This window comes from Streptomyces soli, from assembly GCF_003999195.1.
Classification (GTDB): Bacteria; Actinomycetota; Actinomycetes; order Streptomycetales; family Streptomycetaceae; genus Actinacidiphila; species Actinacidiphila soli.
The window spans coordinates 25,625-45,953 of the sequence record NZ_RJVR01000354.1; the positions used below are offsets into that span (position 1 = coordinate 25,625).

22 protein-coding genes and 1 pseudogene are annotated in these 20,329 nt (G+C 71.7%); 12 read left to right on the top strand and 11 right to left on the bottom strand.

Annotated elements, in window-relative coordinates:
- The first annotated feature begins 92 nt into the window (after positions 1–92).
- Positions 93–512, top strand: a complete 420-nt coding sequence (locus EFK10_RS43295; protein ID WP_127361123.1) for a CBS domain-containing protein — start codon at positions 93–95, stop codon at positions 510–512.
- A 279-nt stretch (positions 513–791) separates the two neighbouring features.
- On the top strand, positions 792–1,616 hold the full coding sequence (locus EFK10_RS43300; protein ID WP_206305822.1) for a class I fructose-bisphosphate aldolase: 825 nt from the start codon (positions 792–794) through the stop codon (positions 1,614–1,616).
- 170 nt (positions 1,617–1,786) lie between these two features.
- Here EFK10_RS43300 and EFK10_RS43305 read toward each other — a convergent pair whose 3' ends face one another.
- The 3 genes from EFK10_RS43305 to EFK10_RS43315 all read right to left on the bottom strand — a co-directional run bounded on the left by EFK10_RS43305 (position 1,787) and on the right by EFK10_RS43315 (position 3,975).
- Complete coding sequence (locus tag EFK10_RS43305; RefSeq protein WP_127361125.1) at positions 1,787–2,212, bottom strand: Hsp20/alpha crystallin family protein; 426 nt, start codon at positions 2,210–2,212, stop codon at positions 1,787–1,789.
- A 513-nt stretch (positions 2,213–2,725) separates the two neighbouring features.
- Positions 2,726–3,607 (bottom strand): universal stress protein, encoded by an 882-nt coding sequence (locus EFK10_RS43310; RefSeq protein ID WP_127361126.1) that lies wholly within the window; start codon positions 3,605–3,607, stop codon positions 2,726–2,728.
- A 65-nt stretch (positions 3,608–3,672) separates the two neighbouring features.
- Positions 3,673–3,975, bottom strand: coding sequence for a hypothetical protein (locus EFK10_RS43315; protein ID WP_127361127.1), 303 nt, complete (start codon positions 3,973–3,975; stop codon positions 3,673–3,675).
- Positions 3,976–4,218: 243 nt separating this feature from the next.
- Here EFK10_RS43315 and EFK10_RS43320 point away from each other — a divergent pair, with 243 nt between their 5' ends.
- The 6 genes and pseudogenes from EFK10_RS43320 to EFK10_RS43350 all read left to right on the top strand — a co-directional run bounded on the left by EFK10_RS43320 (position 4,219) and on the right by EFK10_RS43350 (position 8,762).
- Positions 4,219–4,896, top strand: coding sequence for a universal stress protein (locus EFK10_RS43320; protein WP_127361128.1), 678 nt, complete (start codon positions 4,219–4,221; stop codon positions 4,894–4,896).
- Positions 4,897–5,187: 291 nt separating this feature from the next.
- Positions 5,188–5,949: a hypothetical protein gene (locus EFK10_RS43330; protein ID WP_240677830.1), complete on the top strand. Its 762-nt coding sequence runs from the start codon at positions 5,188–5,190 to the stop codon at positions 5,947–5,949.
- Between the two features lie 563 nt (positions 5,950–6,512).
- Positions 6,513–6,764, top strand: a complete 252-nt coding sequence (locus EFK10_RS43335; RefSeq protein ID WP_127361129.1) for a hypothetical protein — start codon at positions 6,513–6,515, stop codon at positions 6,762–6,764.
- 114 nt (positions 6,765–6,878) lie between these two features.
- Positions 6,879–7,169: pseudogene (locus EFK10_RS43340) on the top strand (hypothetical protein); the annotation flags it as partial.
- On the top strand, positions 7,166–7,636 hold the full coding sequence (locus EFK10_RS43345) for a pyridoxamine 5'-phosphate oxidase family protein (RefSeq protein ID WP_240677831.1): 471 nt from the start codon (positions 7,166–7,168) through the stop codon (positions 7,634–7,636). The pseudogene EFK10_RS43340 and the gene EFK10_RS43345, both read left to right, overlap by 4 nt.
- A gap of 241 nt (positions 7,637–7,877) precedes the next feature.
- Positions 7,878–8,762 carry a universal stress protein gene (locus tag EFK10_RS43350; protein WP_164836410.1) on the top strand — a complete coding sequence of 295 codons (885 nt, stop codon included), beginning with the start codon at positions 7,878–7,880 and terminating at the stop codon, positions 8,760–8,762.
- Here EFK10_RS43350 and EFK10_RS43355 read toward each other — a convergent pair.
- From EFK10_RS43355 to EFK10_RS43390, 8 genes are all read right to left on the bottom strand, one after another.
- Positions 8,744–9,016: an acyl carrier protein gene (locus tag EFK10_RS43355; protein ID WP_127361131.1), complete on the bottom strand. Its 273-nt coding sequence runs from the start codon at positions 9,014–9,016 to the stop codon at positions 8,744–8,746. The two genes, EFK10_RS43350 and EFK10_RS43355, sit on opposite strands and share 19 nt — an antisense overlap.
- Positions 9,013–10,404, bottom strand: coding sequence for a dihydrolipoamide acetyltransferase family protein (locus EFK10_RS43360; protein WP_127361132.1), 1,392 nt, complete (start codon positions 10,402–10,404; stop codon positions 9,013–9,015). The genes EFK10_RS43355 and EFK10_RS43360 overlap by 4 nt, the downstream gene beginning before the upstream one ends.
- Before the next feature lies 1 nt (position 10,405).
- Positions 10,406–11,401: an alpha-ketoacid dehydrogenase subunit beta gene (locus EFK10_RS43365; protein WP_127361133.1), complete on the bottom strand. Its 996-nt coding sequence runs from the start codon at positions 11,399–11,401 to the stop codon at positions 10,406–10,408.
- Positions 11,402–11,403: 2 nt separating this feature from the next.
- Complete coding sequence (gene pdhA / locus EFK10_RS43370; RefSeq protein ID WP_127361134.1) at positions 11,404–12,489, bottom strand: pyruvate dehydrogenase (acetyl-transferring) E1 component subunit alpha; 1,086 nt, start codon at positions 12,487–12,489, stop codon at positions 11,404–11,406.
- Positions 12,486–14,279: an acetate--CoA ligase gene (gene acsA, locus EFK10_RS43375; RefSeq protein ID WP_127361135.1), complete on the bottom strand. Its 1,794-nt coding sequence runs from the start codon at positions 14,277–14,279 to the stop codon at positions 12,486–12,488. The genes pdhA and acsA overlap by 4 nt, the downstream gene beginning before the upstream one ends.
- A 159-nt stretch (positions 14,280–14,438) precedes the next feature.
- Positions 14,439–14,636 carry a DUF2180 family protein gene (locus tag EFK10_RS43380; RefSeq protein WP_127361136.1) on the bottom strand — a complete coding sequence of 66 codons (198 nt, stop codon included), beginning with the start codon at positions 14,634–14,636 and terminating at the stop codon, positions 14,439–14,441.
- 273 nt (positions 14,637–14,909) lie between these two features.
- Entirely contained in the window at positions 14,910–16,061 is a 1,152-nt protein-coding gene (locus EFK10_RS43385; RefSeq protein WP_127361137.1) for a site-2 protease family protein, read from the bottom strand.
- Between the two features lie 18 nt (positions 16,062–16,079).
- Complete coding sequence (locus EFK10_RS43390) at positions 16,080–16,922, bottom strand: CBS domain-containing protein (protein WP_240677832.1); 843 nt, start codon at positions 16,920–16,922, stop codon at positions 16,080–16,082.
- Positions 16,923–17,128: 206 nt separating this feature from the next.
- Between EFK10_RS43390 and EFK10_RS43395 the strand changes: the two genes are divergently transcribed.
- From EFK10_RS43395 to EFK10_RS43410, 4 genes are read left to right on the top strand one after another with little or no spacing between them, the layout of a single operon-like run.
- Entirely contained in the window at positions 17,129–17,584 is a 456-nt protein-coding gene (locus tag EFK10_RS43395; protein ID WP_127361139.1) for a hypothetical protein, read from the top strand.
- A 5-nt stretch (positions 17,585–17,589) separates the two neighbouring features.
- Positions 17,590–18,501 (top strand): V-type ATPase subunit, encoded by a 912-nt coding sequence (locus EFK10_RS43400; protein WP_240677833.1) that lies wholly within the window; start codon positions 17,590–17,592, stop codon positions 18,499–18,501.
- Entirely contained in the window at positions 18,488–19,909 is a 1,422-nt protein-coding gene (locus EFK10_RS43405) for a V-type ATPase 116kDa subunit family protein (protein ID WP_206305824.1), read from the top strand. The genes EFK10_RS43400 and EFK10_RS43405 overlap by 14 nt, the downstream gene beginning before the upstream one ends.
- Complete coding sequence (locus tag EFK10_RS43410; RefSeq protein WP_127361141.1) at positions 19,906–20,328, top strand: ATP synthase subunit C; 423 nt, start codon at positions 19,906–19,908, stop codon at positions 20,326–20,328. Before EFK10_RS43405 ends, EFK10_RS43410 begins: the two co-directional genes overlap by 4 nt.
- Position 20,329: the final 1 nt, after the last annotated feature.

Consider the following 20,329-nt stretch of genomic DNA (forward strand, 5'->3'; position numbering starts at 1 on the left):
ATCGGAACAGCGGATGCTGGCCGTATGCCCCACCGGCATGGGCGGGGCCGACACCCTGGATCCCGCCCCCGCACCAACCCCTGGAGGCGGCCATGACCACTGCCCAGGACATCATGCACACCGGCGCCACCTGCGTTCAGGAAAGCGAAACACTGGAGGACGCGGCCCGCCGGATGAGCGAGCTGAACGTCGGCGCCCTGCCGATCTGCGGGCCGGACGACCGGCTGCACGGCATCATCACCGACCGCGACATCGTCATCAAGTGCCTCGCCAAGGGCAAGGACCCGAAGCGCATGACGGCGGGCGAACTCGAACAGGGCAAGCCCATCACCGTCGATGCCGACACCGACGCGGACCAGCTCCTCCACCTCATGGAGAAGCACCGGGTGCGGCGGCTGCCGGTCATCTCCGAACACCGGCTGGTCGGCATGATCAGTGAAGCCGACCTCGCCCGCCACCTGCCGGAGGAGCAGGTGGGCCACTTCGTCGAGGTCGTCTGCGCGGCCTCCTGACACGGATGCCGCCGACTCGGATTTGGAGCATCCATCGAGTCGGCGGCCGCAGCCCGGGGTCCGACCGGTCCGACCCACCTTCGCGCCTTGGCGCCTTCGCCGAGCAGACGGCGTCGCGCGCGGAGCCGTTCAGTCTCGCAAATCGGGACCAACCGGCCCTTCCGGGCTCTTGGATCCGCATGTGAGCATCGCGGCATGAAGACACAATCAGGCATCTACGGCGCCGGGCTCGGCACGGGGAAGAAGGCCCGCCTCAACCGGATCCTCCACCAGCACGGCATGCGGAACGGCACCGCGATATTCCTGCCTTACGATCACGGGCTGGAACACGGCCCGCGCGACTTTTTCGCCAACCCGGCCGTAAGCGACCCGGCTTACATCATTCGGCTCGCGCTGGAGGGAGGGTTCAACGGCATCGCCCTCCAGATCGGGTTGGCCGAGAAGTTCTACTGGGACTTCGCCGGTGAGGTCCCACTGGTCTTGAAGCTGAACGGGAAGACCGACATCCCCTCGGATGCCGAGGCTCTGTCCCCGCTGCACGCATCCGTTGCCGACGCGGTCCGCCTCGGCGCCGACGCGGTGGGCTACACGCTGTATGTCGGCACCCCGGCTCAGGAAACAGACTTCCGGCAGTACCGACAGGTCCGGGAAGACGCGCAGCGGCTCGGCATGCCGCTGATCGTGTGGGCCTACCCACGAGGCGCCGCGGTCGAAGCGAAAGGCGGCAAGGATTCCTTCTACGCCGTCGACTACGCCGCGCGCACGGCAAGCGAACTCGGCGCCGACATGGTCAAGGTGAACTTTCCCCACCCGGAGAAGGTCTCCGGGGTCAAGGAGTCCTACAGCCACGAGTTCTCCCCCGCGCAAGCCATCGACGCGGTGGTGCGGTCCGCCAATCGCACCCTGCTACTGGTCTCCGGCGGAGAAAAGGCAGGAGACGAGGCCATGCTGGAAAAGGCCCGCCAGGCGATGGAGGCAGGCGCCACCGGGCTGATCTTCGGCCGCAACGTATGGCAGCGTGAGCATGATGAATCGCTTCGGTTCGTAGCCAAACTCCAAGAGATACTCGTCAAATACCCCCAAGCCGGCGCCCCCAGCAGCTGAACCCCCCCTTCTGTGCCTCGCCGCTGGCGCCGGTGCATGAGGACGTCGCGTCCGCCCTGATCGGCAAAGGGCGCAGCCTTCGCACCGCGCGGCCTGGCCGGCCTGTCACCGACCGCTCGCAGCCGCACCGGGCGGACGGGGTTTGCCCTTCGCCCGGTGCGTGCGGTCGGTCAGGTGTGTGTGACCTCGATGTGCTTGGCCGGCGCCTTCTCCTCGCCGAGTCCCACACTGACGGTGAGCATACCGGCGGTGTATTCGGCGCGGACGTCGTCTTCCTTTACGCCCTTGGGCAGGGCGATACTGCGGCTCATGGAGCCGTACCGGATCTCGCAGCGGTGCTTGTCCACGTCGCGCTCACTGCGCTCGGCCTTGATGGTGAGGACGCTCTCCTCGACCGTGACGTCGAGGTCCTTGTCCGGGTCGATGCCAGGGATCTCCGCCCGGATGACGTACCGGTCGCCCTTGGTGTACTCCTCGATCTTCATGTCGTACAGGTCGGCCAGCTGAGGCCAGGCGAAGTGCGGCGGGAGGGTCTCGAACCATTCGGGCAGGTCCGGGAACGTGAATCGGTGCTGCCTGTGTGCGAGTGCGGGCATGACTGCTACCTCCTTGATTCCTCAGTGAGGTTCCGATACCTCCAGTCCACTGCGCGCCGCGTCCGGGGGCAGGGGCCGAACAGGCCCATGGCGGGGGTCCGAAAGTCCCTCATGCCACAACGTCATCACGGAGCCGTGAACGGCGGCAATTGACCGTGACCGCCGTCTGGTGGCTGACCGAATGGCGCTGGCACAGGCGGGCGAGCCCACCGCCCGCGCACCAGCGCGTGCCGGAGGCCCCATCTATGGAACCCAGCCCCCCGCCGCCACGCCTGCTCGGCCTGACGCCGCCTGCGTCGAAGTACTGGAGGAGGCACCGCAGTTCGCGCTGCAACAGCCCATCGCTGGCCGGGCATCCCGACCGCTGCGGAGATAGCCTCACCGCCGCCGCGACCGTCCCGCTCGGTATCGCCTGCGCCGTCCCTGCGCACGGGCGGCGAACCCTCGTTGAGGCGGCGCGTGGAGCCAGTCCTGACGGCGAGTCGCCGGTGCGGTGTCGCGATGCCTGGGCGGTCAGTCGGCGCGGTGCGGGACGACGATGAGCGGGCATCGGGCGTGGTGCAGGGCGCCCTGGCTGACCGAGCCGAGTAGCAGACCGGGGAACCCTCCCAGGCCGCGGCTGCCCACCACCAGGGCCAGCGCGTATTCCGCGGCCTCGGTGAGGACCTGCACGGGATGTCCCCGGATGATCTCGTGCCGGAGTTCCACCTGCGGATACTTGTCCGGCCATCCCGCCGTGGACTCCGCCAGCGCCCGCCGTACCTCTTTCTCCATCTCGTCCGCGGGGACGCCGCTGGGGAACGGTGGCTGCCACGCGGACACCGCGATCAGGCGGGCATCGCGGAACGCGGCCTCCTCGAAGGCGAACCGCACCGCCTCCGTCGACACGGCCGAACCGTCGACGCCCACCACGAGGTGCGGTGGCTCGTGCGTGACGTGCTCCGGCTCCCGGACCACGACGACCGGGCAGGGCGCGTGCGCGACCAGCGGCAGGCCCACCGTCTCGCGGCTGAACAGGTCCCGTACGACGCTCCGGTGTCGTGACCCGATCACCACCATGGAACTGCCCGGTGCCCGCGCCCGCAGAACGTCCGCGGGTGAGCCGTTGGCGAGTTCGGCGACCACCGTAAGCCCCGGATGTCGCTGAACGGCGAAGTCCCGCGCCTCTTCGAGCACCGGGGCGTATGCCGCACGGATCGCCGGGCCCCACGACGTCCACAACGAGGTCAACTCCGCAGAGCCGTCCGCCAGATCGGGCGCATCGACGGCGATCACCAGGTGCAGCGGCAGACGCCGGCGTGCCGCCTCGTCCGCCGCCCATGCCAGGGCGAGCCTGGCGGAGGGCCTGGCATCCAGCCCGACGACAACCGCCCCGCGCTCAACTGACGTTCCCATGTCTGCTCCTCCTCATGTCCGGGGCGCCGGGCGCCCGCGGCCGGTAGCCAGTCCGATCGGGTGAATCACTCGTCCCGGAGCTCGGGCACCCGCAGCGGACTGCAGGCTTCATCGATGCCAGCCAGCTGAGCGATCATGTCTCGGTACTCACACCGGTCCAGGACGCCCGCCAGCCGACCGGCGACGATCAACTGCTCGGCTTCCTCCGCAGGAAGGTCACCGCGCTCAGCGCCCGCGATCCGCCCCACAGGTGCCTCCCGCAACGGCCAGCGAACCGGAGTCCGACCGGACCGCCACGCCCGGGCCAGCAAGCCCCGCGAGCACCCGAGCAGCAGCATGAGGACCAGAAAGATGACGATGACGGTCACGGCGACCACCTCCCGCCGGGAACGGCGTACCTTCCCAGCGTCCCTCCCAGGCCCGCCGAAGGGCCTGGGCCGAACGTCCCCATCAACAGGGCCGGACAGTCCCCCACGCAGACGCGCCGGATTGGCGGCTGCGCCGACCCGCCAGGCCTGCCCGACACCCGAGCATCGGCCGGTCGGCCCCTCGTCCCGGCCCAGGGTCCCTGCCGCGAGGGACGAGCTACGTCGAGAGCACGGCGACGATCGATGACCGACGCTGTTCGCGCGGTTGCCGAGAAGACGCCCGGTTCCCCGGTGAGCAGGGGCCGAACCACTCGCAAGAACGCCGGGCTGCTGGTCGTCGGAGCCCGGGGTTCGGGTGGCTTCGACGGCCTTGCGGTGGGCTCGGTGGCGCTGCGTGCCGCGGCGGCCGCCGCCTGTCCCGTGGTGATGGTCCCGGAGTTGCCGGCCGATGCCGGTGACGAGGCGGAGGCCCCGGCGGCGGGTGGCTCGGCGCGCGTGGTGGCGGGTCTTGACGCGCACGAACCGGTGGACGAGGCGGCGGACTTCGCCTTCGCTGCCGCCAAGGCGCACGACGCCCTCCTACGGGTGGCACACGCGTGGACCCTTCCCGCCACCTTCGTTTCCCCGTTCATGCTGGACGTCACGGAGAAGGACCGCGCCACCTGGGAGGACCAGGAGGTCCTACTGCTGTCCGACGCCCTGCGGGATTGGCGGGAGAAATACCCCGAGGTCGCCGTGCAGCCCGATGTCCGGCTGCTCCATCCGGCGATGGCGCTGCTGACCGCGTCCACGGGTGCGGAACTACTGGTCATCGGGCGACGCACCGACCCACAGACGCCCGAGGGACGCCTCGGGCCGGTCGCCCACGCGGTGCTGCACCACGCCCGTTGCCCGGTGGCGATCGTGCCGCACGCCGGCTGAGCGACCCGCATGAGTACCCGGCCGGTGCTGGTCAGCCGAAGAAGACTTCGAACTCGTCGTACAGCGCGGGATCCACTTTCGTGGTCGTGGCCGTGGCATCGGCGAGGGGGACGCGGACGAAAGTCCGGTTTCGCACAGCGGCCGACTGCCCGCGTTTATGGGCCGACCGTCGTCGGGCGCGGGCCGAACGGCCCTTGGGCGGGCCGCCCGCCCGGCGGGAGGGTGGCAAGCAGACACGCTGACAGCCCTGGCCTGGCGGCCGCGGGCGCACCGACCACAGAGGCGAGGATCATGAGCACTACGCGTACACCCGTCGCCGCTCTCGCGGCCCTGGCCCTGGCCGGCACCCTGGCCACCGGTGCATGCGCCGCGAACGGCAGCGCCTCCAGCACCGGATTCCCCAGCCGTACGCCCACCGCCTCGGCCAGCGGCACTCCCACCACTCCGGCAGGCCCGACCAGCGGGTGGGGGCCGGGCATGTGGAACGGCGACTGGAGCTCCGGCATGATGGGCGGCAATGGGGGCTCGTGGGGGCCCGGCATGATGGGCACCGGCATGATGGGCAACTGGTGGCTGGCGGGCAACGGCAGCCGGGTGCAGACAATCGACCAGGCCCGTCAGCGGGCGACGGCGTTCGCCGACCGGCTCGGCCTGCGAGTCGGCGAGGTGATGCAGTTCTCCCGGAACTTCTACGCCGAGCTGGAGACCACCGGTGGCCGTCCGGCCACCGAGGCCCTGATCAACCCGGCCGTCGGCGCCGTACAGATCGAGTACGGGCCCGCGATGATGTGGAACACCACCTACGGCATGAACTACGGCAACCAGGGCCAGGCCCGGGTTTCGGCCGCACAGGCCCAGAGCATCGCCCGGCAGTGGCTCCGCGACCACGGCAACACGCTGACCGCGGGCGACCCGGAGTCCTTTCCCGGCTACTACACCCTGCACACCATGCGGTCCGGGAAGATCAGCGGCATGCTGTCGGTCAACGCCTCCACCGGCACGGTGTGGGAACACACCTGGCACGGCACCTACATCGCCACCAGCCAGCGATAACCCACAGTGGCCGCCCCCTCTCGCCCTGAGGCGCGAGCGGCTGTGCCGCTCGCCGCTGGTCAGAGACCCATTAGAGGCCATGCCACGAGGGTGATGACGCGTTCGCCGACACCCAATGCCAGTGGCCAACTATCGCTCTTCCCAGGGTGAGCGACAGCGGCCATCCGCTCGGGCAGGACAAGGCAAGTAGACACCAACAAATCCCGCACATAATGCCGTCCGCCACGCCGCCGACCGTTCACCGACGGTGGACATCACCCTCACCGTCCGCGCCGCCGCCCGGCTCGTGATCGATGTCGCGGACCGGCATCCGGGCGTGCCGAGCCAGATCCCGGAGACGGCCGGGGAAGGGCAAGACGATCCGTGTCCAGCTCGCGCTGCCCGACAGCTGCTGAGTCGGCGGAAGGCTGGGGCGAACGGGATCATGTAGGGGCCGTTCGGCCCCTACCGCAGGTCAGCGGCGGCCATGTCAACTGAGCCGGGCGGAACGGGTGCTCCGGGGCGCGAGCACCCAGAACCACCCCGCCACACAACAGCGCCACATCGTAGGAAGAACAGGCTTGATGATCGGAATCGTGGGGCACGCGGACCTCACCGCGGTGACGTTGAAACGAATCGAGAGCGAGTTGCGCGCTCGGCTGGAAGGGCTGGTGCCACCGGGCACAGCGGCACTGGCCCGGGTCGGCGCCGGGCTGCCAGTAGCCTTCGCACGAGCCGTCCGCAAGGCCGGGCTGGCGCTGGTGGCGGTGCTGCCGGCCCAGGGCTCGCTGCCCGCGCCGCTAGCCCCGTCCTTCGCACTTCACTCCTGCGAGTGAAGATCCGCTGACCCGATTGTCGGGATCTGGCTAGAATCGAGAAGTCCGCATGCTGAGATTCGATCTCCTTGGCCGCCGGACTTCGATCTCTACGCCCATGTGCGAAGTATCCGGCTATCCGGGCCCGACGCGGTGGCCGCCGGCGAAATGCTGGTGCTGGCCGAGCACGTCCGCCTGGTCGACTTCGACCCCCGCGACCGCGACGCGTGCGTGACCGCGGATGAGAGCCTCATCCAGCCCTGCCGCAGGATCCTGGCGGTGTGGGACGGCTCGTGGTCCACCGGCCGTGACGCCACCGCCCACCTGGTGGCCTACGCCCGCAGCCGCGGCGTGCCGGTGGAGATCGTCTGGCCGGCCGGCGCCGCCCGCGACGGCGGATACGGCCTGGTCAGGACCGCGTCATGAGCAGCGACGAGAGCGTCCGGCGGCACGTCATGGGCACCACCGGCGACCACCACGGCCGCCCGACCGCCGCCCGGATGGTCGACCTGTCGAAGACCGAGGCGCTGCGACTGCTGGCCGGCGTCACCTGGGGGCGGGTGGTCTTCTCCCTCCACGCGTTGCCCGCCGTCCGCCCGGTCAACCACATCCTGGACGACCGGCACATCATCATCCGCGCCCACCCCGGCGCCGCGATCCTGCGCCCAGCCGGAACCGGCAAGGTCGTCGCCTACGAGGCCGACCAACTGGACGAGACCGACCACACCGGCTGGAGCGTGATCGTCACCGGCACCGCCACCCTGGTACGCGACCCGGACCAACTGGCCCGCTACGAACTGCTGCTGCACCCATGGACGGACGGTGCCATGGAACACGTCGTACGAATCAGTCCCCACATCGTCACCGGCCACCGGCTCACCCGGGAACCGTAGTAGTCACAGCGCATCCCTGAGCCCTTCGCCGGGAGGTGCTGGGCCAGGATCGCCGTCAATGCGACCTCCTTCGACACCTCCAGCCAACGCCAGACGGCAGCGCTCCGCCATGCGCCGGATGGCCTCCGCTCGGCTGGCCCTAGCCGGCCGGGACCTTCGGCCCTGCCCATGGGCCTGATGGGATCTCCCCGCCGCCCGGAGGCGGTGTCAGCGTGGAATGACCCGGCGACGAGGAGGGACCATGGATGCCACGCGCGGGCCGGTCGTCGTAGGGACGGACGGATCCGAGAACGCCGTGCCGGCGGTGCGGTGGGCCGCCGCCGAAGCCGCTGCCAGGCGCGTGCCCCTGCACATCGTGCACGCCACCGGCCTCGACGCCTGGGGCGGGCACCTGCCCGACGATGCGGCCCAGTTGGTGCTCGACACCGGCCAGGACATCCTGGACAACGCAGTCGCGCAGGCCACCGATCAGGTACCGCAGCTGCGGGTCACCCGCACGCTCAGCCGGGACTCCGCAGTACGGACCTTGCTCGACGAAGCCGGGGCAAACGGGACAGTCGTCGTCGGCTCGCGCGGGCTCGGCGGTTTCTCGGCGCTTCTGCTGGGCTCGGTCGGACTCCGGGTCGCCGGCCGCGTGACGGGGCCGCTCGTCGTGGTCCGCGGCGCGCCCGAGACCGTGACGAAAGGCGTCGTGCTGGCCGCCGTACGGGACGAGCGGGATCTCGACGCGGTTCGCTTCGCCGCGGAGACCGCCGGCCGCCGCGAGGCGTCGCTGCGCGTGCTGAGCGCCTACACCTTCTTCCAGTACGCCGGGAGCATGGTGCCGATGCTCGACGACGTCAGGGAGGTCGCCGAGGAGCAGGCGGACGCCGCCTCCCGCGTCCTGGGTCCCCTGCGGGATGAATTCCCCGGCCTGGCGGTGACCGCTGACGTGGTACGAGGACCGTCCGCGGCCGGTGCCCTGGTCGCCGCGTCCGCGCACGTGGACCTGCTGGTCATCGGTGCCCGCCGGCCCGCACACGCGATCGGTGCGCCACTGGGCCGCGTCGCCCACGCCGTGCTGCACCACGCGCACTGCCCCGTGGCGATGGTCCCGTGCGGTGACCGTCACGGCGACGGTGGCTGACCGGCACGGCCCGCCGCCCGCGTGACGAGGAAGTCCGCACTCTCCGACAGGGTGGTCAGAGCAGGGTAGTCGTTCTCGTCGATGGCGAGGCCGGTGCGTTCGATGAGCGTCTCGACGAAGCCGAGGAAGTCCAGTGAGTCCATTTCGAGCGCGTCGCGGAACTTCTCGTCGGGTCCCAGGCGCGTGAAGTCGGCATCCGGCACGATACGTGCGATCGAGTCCTTGACGATCTCCAGTGCTTCGGTGCGGTTCACAACTCCTCCGGTTTCTGCAGCAGGTGGTCCACCGCGGTGAGATAGCGTGCCCCGACGGCGCCGTCGGTGGCGCGGTGGTCGGCGGACAGTGTGGCTGTCACCACCGGCCGCACACCCAGCAGACCGCCGGTCGCGAACGGGCGCTCGACGACTCGGCCGAAGCCGACCAACGCCACCTGCGGCGGGTAGATCACGCCGAAGACCGACTCCACCCCCTGGTCACCCAGGTTGGTCACGGTGATGGTCGGGTCCGTGGTCTCCGATCCGCGCAGCCGCCCCGTGCGGGCGCGGGCGACCAGGTCCTTGAGTGCGGCCATGAGTTCGGGCAGCGCGAGGGTGTCGGCGTGGTGCAGGGCGGGGGCGACGAGACCGCCGCCGCGCAGCGAGACCGCCACCCCCAGGTGCACGCCGCTGCCGGGGGCGAAGCGGTCCTCGGTCCAGAAGCCGTTGAGCTCGGGCACCTGATCGGCCGCCAGGGCCGCCGCTTTGAGCAGCAGCGCGGCGGGCACCAGGCGCTCGGACACCGGGCTGTGCCGGTTGTGCTCGTGCATCCACTCCAGGGCGGCGGCCAGGTCGATGGTGGTGGACAGGTAGTAGTGCGGGATCTCCCTTTTGGAGCGGGCCATCAGGGCGCCGATCGCGTGCCGCATCGCCGTGGCCCGGTCGGCCGCCCGCCGTGCCGGAGCCGGCCGTACCGGGGCCGGTGCGGCAGCTGAGGCGGTGACCGTCCCCGCCGCCTCGGCTGCCGCCCTTATGTCGGCGGCCCTGACGACGCCGTGCGCGCCGCTTCCGGGGACGTCTGCGAGGCTGACGTGCAGTTCCTCGGCGAGGCGGCGGGCGAGCGGGGAGGCCGGGATGCGGCGGCCGGCCGGGGCTGCGTGTTCGACATCGGTGCGCGTGATGCGTCCGCCCGGCCCGGTTCCGTGGACGGCCGACAGGTCGATGCCGCGGTCGTGGGCGAGATGGCGGACCAGCGGTCCCGTGGCCGCGACGGGGGCGGGGGCGGGCGGGCGTGCCGCGTCCGGCGCGAACGGAGCTGGGCGCCGCGCTTCGGCAGGGGCCTTGTGCGGAACTGCGCCGGGTGTCTTCGGCCGGGCCGGGACCGGCGCCCGGCGCCGCCGTGGAGCTGCCGATGCGGGGTGGGTGGCCTGCGGGCCTGTCCCGATCACGGCGAGCGGAGTGCCGACCGGCACCGTCGTGCCGGGCTCCACGAGCAGGTGCTGCACCGTGCCGGTGTCGAAGCACTCCACCTCGATCGTGGACTTCGACGTCTCGACCACCGCGACCACGTCTCCCTTGTGCACCTGCTGCCCGGGCCGCACCAGCCATTCCAGGAGAACGCCCTCGTCCATGTCGGCGCCCAGCGACGGCATCGTGAACTCGGCCATGTCAGTCGACCGCCCGGTGTGCGGCCTTGACGATGTCGACTGCCTGAGGGAGTGCGGCCTCCTCCAGCTGGCGGGCGTACGGGATCGGCACCTCCGCGCTGCACACCCGCTCCACCGGGGCGTCCAGCTCGTAGAAGACCTGCTCGGTGATCCTGGACGAGACCTCGGCGGCCAGGCTGCCGCTGCGCCAGGCCTCGTCCACGACGACGGCCCTGTGGGTGCGGGCAACCGACCCGGTGATCGTGGCGTCGTCGAGAGGGCGCAGCGTGCGCAGGTCGACGACCTCGGCGCTGATCCCGTCGGCGGCCAGCGTGTCGGCGGCGGCCATGGCCTTGGGCAGGCAACCGCCGTAGGTGATCAGGGAGATGTCGGTGCCCGGCCGGCGGACGGAGGCGGTGTCCAAGTCCACTGGGCCGGCGGCCGGGTCCAGGTCGCCGGAAGCGCTGTACAAGGTGCCGTGCTCGAAGATCAGCACCGGATCGGGGTCGGCGAGGGCGGGGGCCAGCATGTGACGGGCGTCCTCGATGGTCGCCGGGGCCAGCACCCGGATGCCGGGGATGTGCGCATACCAGCCCTCCAGGCTGTGGGAGTGCTGGGCGGCGAGCTGGCGGCCCGCGCCGGTGGTCATCCGGATCACCAGGGGGACCGGGAACTGGCCGCCGGACATATGCAGCACGGTGGCCGCGTTGTTGAGGATCTGATCCAGGGCGAGCAGGCTGAAGTTGACCGTCATGATCTCGACGATCGGCCGCAGCCCGGCCATCGCCGCACCGATCCCGGCTCCCACGAACGCGGACTCCGACAGCGGGGTGTCGCGGATCCGCTTGGGGCCGAACTCCTCCAGCAGGCCGAGGCTCACGCCGAAGCAGCCCCCGTACCTGCCGACGTCCTCGCCCATCAGGAAGACCCGCTCGTCCGCGTCGAGCGCCTCACGCAGGGCCTCGCGCAGCGCTTCGCGGTACGTGGTCTTCGCCTCGCCCGCCGGTCCGTTACCCATGGTCAGTTCACCTCCGCCGACCGGCTGGTCACAAAGCGCAGCAGGTCCTCCGCCGGCTCTGTCGGCGCCTTCTCGGAGGCCTCCACCGCCTGGTCGATCTCCTCGGCGACCAGCCGCTCGATCGTGGCGAGCGCCTTATCGTCCCACTCGCTGCGGGCGCGCATCCGCTCGGTGAGAGTCGCGATCGGGTCGCGTTCCTTCCACTGCTCGATCTCCGCCTTGTCGCGGTAGCGGTCCGGGTCGTACATGGAATGGGCGCGGAAGCGGTACGTGCGCAGTTCGAGGAAGTGCGGTCCGCTGCCCGCGCGGATGCCCTCGACGGCCTGGCGGGCGGCGCGCTCGACGGCGTGGACGTCCATGCCGTCCACCGCCCAGGCGGCCATGCCGTACGAGGCGGCGCGCATGGCCAGGTCGGTCTGCGCGTGTTCCCTGGGCAGGGCGGTGCCCATGGCGTACAGGTTGTTCTCGCAGGCCAGGAGAAGCGGCAGGCCCCACAGCGCGGCCAGATTCGCCGTCTCGTGGAACTCGCCCTCGGCGAGGGCGCCGTCGCCGAAGAAGCAGCAGGTCACCCTCGGTTCGCCGCGCATCCGGTCGGCGAGGGCGAGTCCGGCGGCGAGCGGCAGCCCGCCGCCGACGATGGCATTGCCGCCGTAGAAGCGGTGACCGGCGTCGAACAGGTGCATGGAGCCGCCCCGGCCGTGGCTGCAGCCTGTCGCCTTGCCGTACATCTCGGCCATGACGGCCTCGGCCGGTATGCCGCGGGCCAGCGCGTGCCCGTGCTCGCGGTAGGTGGAGACCACCGCGTCGTCGGGGGTGAGGGCCTCGCTGACGCCGACGGCCACCGCCTCCTCGCCGATGTACAGGTGGACGAAGCCGCGGATCTTCGCCGCGCTGTACAGCTCGACGCACCGCTCCTCGAAGCGGCGGATGAGCAGCATCGCCCGCAGCAGGTCACGGTCGTGCGAGGTGTCCGCGCCGGCCGTGTCCGGACGCGTGCGCCGCGGCGCCTTGGCTGTCCTGGCTGGATTGGCCGTCCTGGCTGTCCTGACTGGATTGGCAGCGGGCTTCGGAGTCCGGGCGGCGGTCATGCGGATCCCTCCAGGGTGGAGATGTCCCCCTCGGGCAGCCCGAGTTCACGGGCGCGCAGCAGCCGGCGCATCACCTTGCCGCTGCGGGTCTTGGGCAGGTTCTGGTCGAAGGCGATCTCCCGGGGGGCGACGGCCGGGCCGAGACGGCGGCGGGAGAACGCCAGCAGTTCCCGTTCCAGGGCCTCGGAGGGGTCGTGGCCGGGCTTGAGTGACACGAACGCCTTCACGATCGCGCCCGCCACCGGGTCGGGGCGGCCGATGACCCCGGCCTCCGCGACCGCCGGGTGCTCCATCAGTGCGCTCTCCACCTCGAACGGCCCGATCAGGTGCCCGGCCGACTTGATCACGTCATCGGCCCGGCCGACGAACCAGAACCAGCCGTCGGCGTCCTGCCGTGCCACGTCCCCGGTCAGATACCAGCCGTCGGCGAAGGCGGCGTCATAGCGCACCTTGTCGTGCAGATAACCGCGGAACATCGACGGCCACCCCGGTCGCAGCGCCAACTCGCCCTCCGCGTCCGGGTGGTGCAGCACTGTCACCCGCCCGCCGGTCACCAGCGCCCGGCCGTCCTCGCCTCGCTCCAGCACCGCCGCCTCCACGCCGGGCAGCGGGCGCCCCATAGCGCCGGGCCGGATCTCGGTGCCGGCGAAGTTCGCGATCATGATGCAACCGGTCTCGGTCTGCCACCAATTGTCGTGGATCGGCAGCCCCAGCGCCTCCTGGCCCCACAAGACCGCCTCGGGGTTGAGGGGCTCACCGACCGACGCGATGAAGCGCAGGGCGGACAGGTCGTACTCCTGGGGCAGGTCCGTCGAGGCGTGCCGCGCGGTGCCGCGCATCAGCATCCGTACGGCGGTGGGGGCGGTGTACCAGACGCTGACCCGTTCCTCGGCGAGGATCTGGTACCAGCGGCGGGCGTCGTAGTCCCCCTCGTCGACGACCACGGTCACGCCGTGGGTGAGCGGGGCGATGACGCCGTACGACATGCCGGTGACCCAGCCGGGGTCGGCGGTGCACCAGTAGATGTCCTCGGGGTGCAGGTCCAGGGCGAAGGCGGCGGTGGCGTGGTGGGCGACGACCGCCTCGTGGACGTGGACGGCGCCCTTGGGCGTACCGGTGGTACCGCTGGTGAAGTGGAGCAGCGCCATGTCCTGCGGGTCGGTCGGCGGGATGGTGAAGTCGTCGGAGGCCGCTTGCATCAGTTCGGCGAAGGACACGGTGTCGGGCAGTGGCTCGGTCACCGGGCCGACGAACAAGACATGCTCCAGCTCGGGCAACTGATCGCGCCGGTCGGCGACCTTGCGGCGGTACAGCGCCTCGGTGGTGACCAGGACGCGGGCGTTGCCGAGCCGCAGCCGCTGCCGCACCGGGTCCGGGCCGAAGGCCGAGAAGAGCGGGCACAGCACACTGGTGTTCTTCAGCGTGCCAAGGACCGTCGTGTAGAGCTCCGGGCAGCGGCCCAGCAGCGTGAAGACCCGGTCACCCCGGTTCACGCCGAGGGACCTCAGGATGTTGGCGAACCGTGCGGTGTCGAGGGCCAGGCCGGCGTAGCTGACGCCGGTCACGGTGCCGTCGCGGGCGATGCAGCGCAGTGCGGTGTGCCGGCCGTTGCCGGCCGCGATATGCCGGTCCACCGCCTCGTACGCGATGTTCAGGCCCCCGCGCCCGGGCAGCCCGGACAGCTCCGCCCGCGCCCGCTGCCAGGAAAAGGCCCGGCGGGCCTGCGCGTAGTCGGCGAGGTTCGGCGCCACGCGCGGATTCGTGTCCTTGCGGATCCTCTCCCATGCCACGGCAACTCTCCTTCCGCGGGGTCTGTAAGCCGACCATCCCGGAACGGGGAGCGGAGCGCAGCGGGCCGAACGGCCCCAGTCGGGAGCCGGGCCGCCCCTTTCGGCACATCCGCTTCCCATTCTCCCGGAAATGACGTCGCCCGCCCGGGCACGCGCACCTCAAGGCTGGTGCTCGGCGTCGTGGCAGGTGAGGCGGTGTGCGGTGAGGGTCGGGGAGGTCAGGCCCCTGCCGTCGACGCGCTGGATGTCGTCCGAGGCGACCGGGACGTGATCCGGGCAGAGGGCGGCGCCGCAGCGCCGGCACACGGCTGTGGCGGCAGTTGTTCGCCCGAGCTGGGCGCAGTCGTAGCAGTTCATGACCGGTCCCTCCGGCACGTGAGCTTGTTGGTGCCTTCCTTCCAGGATCCGCAGTTCTGGCGCGGCGCGATGGGGGCAGGCCGGGGCGTGCCGGACCCGGTCGGCCCTGCGCCATGGGCCGTTCGGCCTCGCAGCGCGGTGCGGGGGGTTGGACGGACCCTGAGTCCGCCGCACCGTTCCTGCGGTACTGGATGCTCGTCTCGGGTGGTGTCGGCATCGCGCCACGCTGAAGGAGGCCGCCGAGCGGGAGTCCGGCGAGCGGTGAGCCGCGCATCACGCCGGTTGGTTTCCGGCGGCGCGCTGTGCGGCGTCGCTCAGCGTGTGCTGCTGGAGCAGTCGCAGCAGGTCGTGGGGGGTGACGATTCCCACGAGGCGTTCGCCGTCGACGACCAGGATCCGCATTCCGGCCTGCGTGTGGACCCGGTCGAGGACGTCGTTGAGCAGTTCGTCGGGGGCGGCGAGGGTGAGTTGTGACAGTGGCGTCGCCACGTCGCGTACCCGCACCGTCGCCCGGCTGCCGGCCGGCACGGTGGCGATCCGGCGCATCTGGACGATGCCGCTGGGGTGGCCGTCCAGGTCGAGGAGCGGTATCGCCGAATGGCGGGCGCGCACCGCGACCTCGTCGATGAAGCGGTCCACCGTCAGCCAGTCGGGGGCGGTGGTCACCGGGCTGGACATGGCTTCGGCCACCCGCACTCCGCGCAGGGTCGTGGTGAGCACGGCGCGCTGGCGTTCGGCGCCGGCGGTGAGCGTGATGAACAGGCCGATGAAGGCCAGCCACAGACCGCCGGTCGCCCCGCGCAGCAGCGACAGCCAGCCGAAGGCGATCAGCAGAATCCCGATGACCTGTCCGCCCCGATCAGCCGCCAGCTCGGCGCGGTCGCGTTCCCCGGTACGCCACCACAGCGCCGCGTGCACCAACCGGCCCCCGTCCAGCGGCACGGCGGGCAGCAGGTTGAACACGCCGATCAGCAGGTTGGCCCAGCCGAGCCAGATCAGAAGGGCGGCGGGCACCGCCCAGCCGGAGGCAGTGTGCAGGCCCGCCCCCGCTGCGATCGCGACGCCGCCGATGAGCAGACTGGTCACTGGTCCGCTGGCCGCCACTGCGAGCGCCACCGGGGCGGTGCCCGGTTTCCCCATGCGGGTCATTCCGCCCATGGCCCACAACGTCACGTCCTCCACCCGGACACCGTTCCTGCGGGCCGTGGCCGCGTGCGCCGCCTCGTGCAGCAGCAGGCTCGCCATCAGCAGCACGGACCCGGCCAGGCTCATGAATGTGTATACGGCGGCCGACCGGCCGGGAAGCCACGCGGGCAGCGTCTCGTGCCCCAGTCCGTATCCGATGAGGATCACCAGCAGCGGCACACTCCAGTGCATGCGCAGCGGCACCCCGAATATCCGTCCGATCCGGAACGAGCCGTTCATGGGTGCCGCCGCCCTTGGTCAGATCGCCGTGAGATGGTTCGAGACTGTGACCACGTCGTCGATCTCCTCGATGGATTCGAGCAGCGTCGGGATGAGCGAACCGTCCACCTTGCCGCCCACGCTGACCACGCCGTTCTCCACGGTCACCTCGACGGCGCCGGGATCGAGAAGGAAGCCGTGCCGGATGATCCGGGACTCGATCTCCTCGCGGATCCTCGCGTCGTCGCGCACCAGGGCCCGCACCAGGTCGATCCTGCTCACCACACCCACCAGTCGGCCCTGGTGGTCGACGACCGGTAGCCGCTTGAGGTGCGAACGGGCGGCCAGCCAGGCCGCATCGGCCACCGGCGTGCCCGGACGGACCGTGATCGCCGGGGAGGTCATCAGGGTGGACGCGGTCTCGCCGTCACTCTTGTCGTACAGGCGGTGCTCCCGGAGGCGGCGGATCGGACCGGGGTGAGGGGCCGCCACCAGCACCGCTGCCTTGGCCAGGAGGTCTGACTCCGACACCACGCCGATCACCTGGTCATCGGCGTCGACCACGGGCACAGCGCTGAGGTGCTCCCGGGACAGCGTCCGGACGATCTCCAGAAAGGGCGTGTCGTCCGGCACGGAGACGGCCGGCACGCTCATCACGTCGCGCACATGCGGGGCGACCGATGCCGGCTTGTCCTGACGCCGGGGAGGCGGCTCCTTCGGCCGAGGCGGCTGTTCGCCCGCCTGCCCCGCGGAAACGGCGGCGACGGCACCGAGATAGCGTCGCAGCGTGTCCTGGCGGTGCTCTTCGTCGGGCCTCCAGCCACGTCCGGGCAGGACACGTCGCGCTTCTTTCCCCGCGGAATGACGTTCGAAGCCGCTCACCGCAACCTCCCAGAAGCGCATGGCCGGATCCCCTACGGGACCAGTCTCGCGCCGCCGGAACGGATGACGCAGGGCCGGTCGGCCCCGGGTCAGGGACGGGCGGCCCAACTCCACGAGACGCGTTCCTTCCTAGCGTGGACACTGGATTGGGACCGACACGACCGACTCGTAGGAGTGCTGCTGTGGCGGGATTCCGGGATTTCCTGATGCGGTTCCGACCGGTCGGCCTGCCCGGCCCGGCCGCCGCGGGAGCGGTGCCCGCCGACCGGTCGGCCGAGCTGACCGCCGAGCTGGAGCCGCCGCTCGCCCTTCTGGAAGAGGCCGAGACCGAGGCGCGGACCGTGCGGGAGGAAGCGGTCAAGGAAGCGGCGCGCCGCCGTCAGGCGGCCGAGCGGACCGCCACAGACATCGTCGAACAGGCCCGCGCCCGCGCACCGGCCGTACGGGAGCACAGTGCCGCCCGGATCCGTGACGCCACCGAGGCCGAGGTCGCACAGGTGCTCGCGGCCGCCGAGCACGATGCCACTGCCCTGCAAAGCCGGGTGGAGCGTCGTACGCCCCCACTCGTAGAGCGCGTTGTGGCTGCTGTGGTCGAGGACCTGGCTGCCCCGCAGGACGAGCTACGGGAAGGCGGCTCGCCGCAGTGGGCGCCGGGTGGGTAGCGGGCGTGACGCGGGCCAGGGCCATGCTCTCCAGGTGCCTGGGCCCCTCCGGTGCCCAGGACGTGGCCGCCGCCGCGACACTCGACGACGCCCTGCGGTACCTGGGGGCCACGGCGTACCGGCACGATCTCGGCTCGGAGGCCGGCCTGGCCGACGCCCAGCGGGCGGTCTCGGCGACCCTCCTGTGGCATCTGCGGGTACTCGCCGGGTGGCAGCCGCGCGCGGGGGCCGCCGCCATCCGGCTGCTCGCCTCCGGATTCGAGATCGCCAATGTGGACGACCACGCCCGTGCGCTGTCGGGCGCGGAGCACTCCCCGCCCGCCCGGCGGCCCTACCGGCTGGGTGCGCTGGCGACCGCGTGGCCCAGGTTGTCCCTGACCGGCTCGCCGGCCGAGTTGCGGGCCGTGCTGGCCGGGTCCGTATGGGGTGACCCCGGAGCCGACTCCCCGGCCGCCGTGGCCATCGGCATACGGATCGCCGCCGCCCAGCGCACCGCGGCGGCCGTGCCGCAGGCGATGCGATGGGCTGCAGGCCGCCTTGCCCCGCTGGTGGGCCGCGAAGTGTTCCTCGCCGACCGCGCCCTGACGCCGCCGACCGCGCGCCGCGCCGCCCTGGTGCTGGGCTGGGAGGCCGTGGGGGCGGCGTCGTTCGACGATTTCCTGCGGCACCTGCCGGCCACGGCGCGCTGGGCGGTGGACGGTATCGACGCCCCGGCGGACCTGTGGCGGGCGGAGACCCGGTGGTGGACCCGGTTGCGGCAGGACGGCCTTGAGCTGCTGCGCGGCTCCGGCCTGGATTCCTCGCCGGTCGTGGGCGCCGTCGCCGTGCTCTCGGCCGACGCGTGGCAGGTACGGGCCGCCCTCGAACTGGCCGCGCGCGGCGGCGGATCGCTGGAGGCCTTCGATGTCCTGGCCTGAGGCCGCGAGGCCGGTCCGCATGCAGCGCGTGGCGATCGTCGCGCCGCAGGCGACCCTGCGCGACACGCTGGTGCGCATCGCCGAGGCGGGCAATGTCGAGATCGACCGGATCGACGACCCCTCGCACGCCGCACCGGGGCCGGCCGCACGCCGCCTGCAGCGGCTTCGCACCCAGCCGGCCGATGCCGTTCTGTGCTTGGCCCCGCCGGACCTCGACACCCTTGAACAGGCCGGTCGCGCCGACCTGCTGGCGGGCGAGGCACAGCTTGAGGAACGGATCGGCAGCGCCGTCCGGCGCGGGACCGTGGCGGCGCTCGCCGGCTGGTGTCCCGCCACCGAAGTGCCCCCGACGGCCGCACGGCTCGCCGACATCGGGGGCGTTCTGGTACCACTGCGGGCCCCCGGCGGCACCGACCCCCCAACTCTGCTGCGCCGCACCGGCCCGGTGCGCCGCTCCTTCGCCCCGCTGGTACGCACCTACGGGACCGTCCCGTACGCCGACGTCGACCCCACCATGGCCGCCGGGATCGTCTACGTGGTCATGTTCGGCGTGATGTTCGGCGACGCCGGACACGGGGCGCTGCTTCTCCTCGCCGCCCTGCTGCTGTATCTCGGCCGACCCCACCGGCTCGCGCCCTTGCGGCGGCTGTGGCCGTTCGTGGCCGGAGCCGGGCTGGCCAGCACCCTGGCGGGCGTCGCGTACGGGGAGTTCTTCGGCCCGACCGGCGTGCTGCCGGTGCTGTGGCTGAACCCGCTGGACCAGCCGATGCGGCTGCTCGCCGCCGCGGTGGGGCTCGGCGCCGTGCTCCTGGCGCTGGCGTACGGAACCGGGATCGTGAACCGCTGGCGGGAGGGCGGAGCCGCGAGCGCCCTCTACGCGGCGTCGGGCATCGCCGGCGCTGTGGTCTTCCTGGGCCTCGCCGTATTCGCCGGCGGTGCCTACCTGGGCCGCGCCGGCTATGCGCTGGGAGGCGCCGTGCTCGTGCTCACCGGTCTCGCGCTGGCGGGGTCCGGGCTGTTCACGGCCTCTGCGGGCGGGGTCGGCGGCGCCGTCCAGACCGGCGTCCAGCTCTTCGACATCGTCGTGCGCATCGGCTCGAACGTCGTCTCCTTCGCACGGCTGGCGGCCTTCGGGCTCACCCACGCCGCGCTCGGCGAGATCGTCTGGCACGGCACGACAGGGCTGGCCGGCAAGGGACCGGCGGCGCTGCTCGTGGCCGTGGTCGTCTTCACCGTCGGCAATGCCCTCGCGTTCGCGCTGGAGGCTCTGGTGGCCGGGGTGCAGGCGCTGCGGCTGGAGTTCTACGAACTGTTCTCCCGGGTCTTCGAGACCCAGGGCCGTCCGTTCCGCCCCTGGCACGTTCCCGTACAGCACACGCCCGTACAGCACACGGAGGTGGCGTCGTGATCGCCTGGCTCATCGCCCTGCCCGTCGTCGCGGCGGCCTTCCTCGGCACCCGCCTGCTGCTGCGGCGGCGCGGCCGGGCAGCCGTCCGGCTGATCGTCGCCGCCGACGCGGCTCTGCTCGTCGGCGCACTGGCTCTGCTGACCGTGGCCCTGAGCGGCGCACCGGCCCAGGCTTCGGGGGCCCAGGCGGCCGCCCAGGCCTCGGGTTCTGGCTCGGCGGCTCTGATCGGGGCGTCGATCGCGGTAGCCGGGGCGTCGATCGGCGCGGCCATCGCCGTCGCCTACACCGGAGCCGCCGCGCTGGCGGCGCTGAGCGAACGGCCCGAGCTGTTCGGACGGGCGATGGTCATCGTCGGACTCGCGGAGGGCATCGCCATCTACGGCCTCGTCGTCGCGATCATCCTCATCGGGAAGGCCTGAC

Excerpts from the sequence above, each read along its gene's own strand:
- EFK10_RS43335 (WP_127361129.1), top strand. The coding sequence starts at position 6,513 with ATGATCGGAATCGTGGGGCACGCGGACCTCACCGCGGTGACGTTGAAA.
- EFK10_RS43365 (WP_127361133.1), bottom strand. The coding sequence starts at position 11,401 with ATGGGTAACGGACCGGCGGGCGAGGCGAAGACCACGTACCGCGAAGCG.
- EFK10_RS43305 (WP_127361125.1), bottom strand. The coding sequence starts at position 2,212 with ATGCCCGCACTCGCACACAGGCAGCACCGATTCACGTTCCCGGACCTG.
- EFK10_RS43380 (WP_127361136.1), bottom strand. The coding sequence starts at position 14,636 with ATGAACTGCTACGACTGCGCCCAGCTCGGGCGAACAACTGCCGCCACA.
- EFK10_RS43300 (WP_206305822.1), top strand. The coding sequence starts at position 792 with ATGCGGAACGGCACCGCGATATTCCTGCCTTACGATCACGGGCTGGAA.
- pdhA (WP_127361134.1), bottom strand. The coding sequence starts at position 12,489 with ATGACCGCCGCCCGGACTCCGAAGCCCGCTGCCAATCCAGTCAGGACA.
- EFK10_RS43405 (WP_206305824.1), top strand. The coding sequence starts at position 18,488 with ATGTCCTGGCCTGAGGCCGCGAGGCCGGTCCGCATGCAGCGCGTGGCG.
- EFK10_RS43320 (WP_127361128.1), top strand. The coding sequence starts at position 4,219 with ATGACCGACGCTGTTCGCGCGGTTGCCGAGAAGACGCCCGGTTCCCCG.
- EFK10_RS43395 (WP_127361139.1), top strand. The coding sequence starts at position 17,129 with ATGCGGTTCCGACCGGTCGGCCTGCCCGGCCCGGCCGCCGCGGGAGCG.
- EFK10_RS43295 (WP_127361123.1), top strand. The coding sequence starts at position 93 with ATGACCACTGCCCAGGACATCATGCACACCGGCGCCACCTGCGTTCAG.
- EFK10_RS43385 (WP_127361137.1), bottom strand. The coding sequence starts at position 16,061 with ATGAACGGCTCGTTCCGGATCGGACGGATATTCGGGGTGCCGCTGCGC.
- EFK10_RS43360 (WP_127361132.1), bottom strand. The coding sequence starts at position 10,404 with ATGGCCGAGTTCACGATGCCGTCGCTGGGCGCCGACATGGACGAGGGC.
- EFK10_RS43345 (WP_240677831.1), top strand. The coding sequence starts at position 7,166 with ATGAGCAGCGACGAGAGCGTCCGGCGGCACGTCATGGGCACCACCGGC.
- EFK10_RS43310 (WP_127361126.1), bottom strand. The coding sequence starts at position 3,607 with ATGGGAACGTCAGTTGAGCGCGGGGCGGTTGTCGTCGGGCTGGATGCC.
- EFK10_RS43330 (WP_240677830.1), top strand. The coding sequence starts at position 5,188 with ATGAGCACTACGCGTACACCCGTCGCCGCTCTCGCGGCCCTGGCCCTG.
- EFK10_RS43350 (WP_164836410.1), top strand. The coding sequence starts at position 7,878 with ATGGATGCCACGCGCGGGCCGGTCGTCGTAGGGACGGACGGATCCGAG.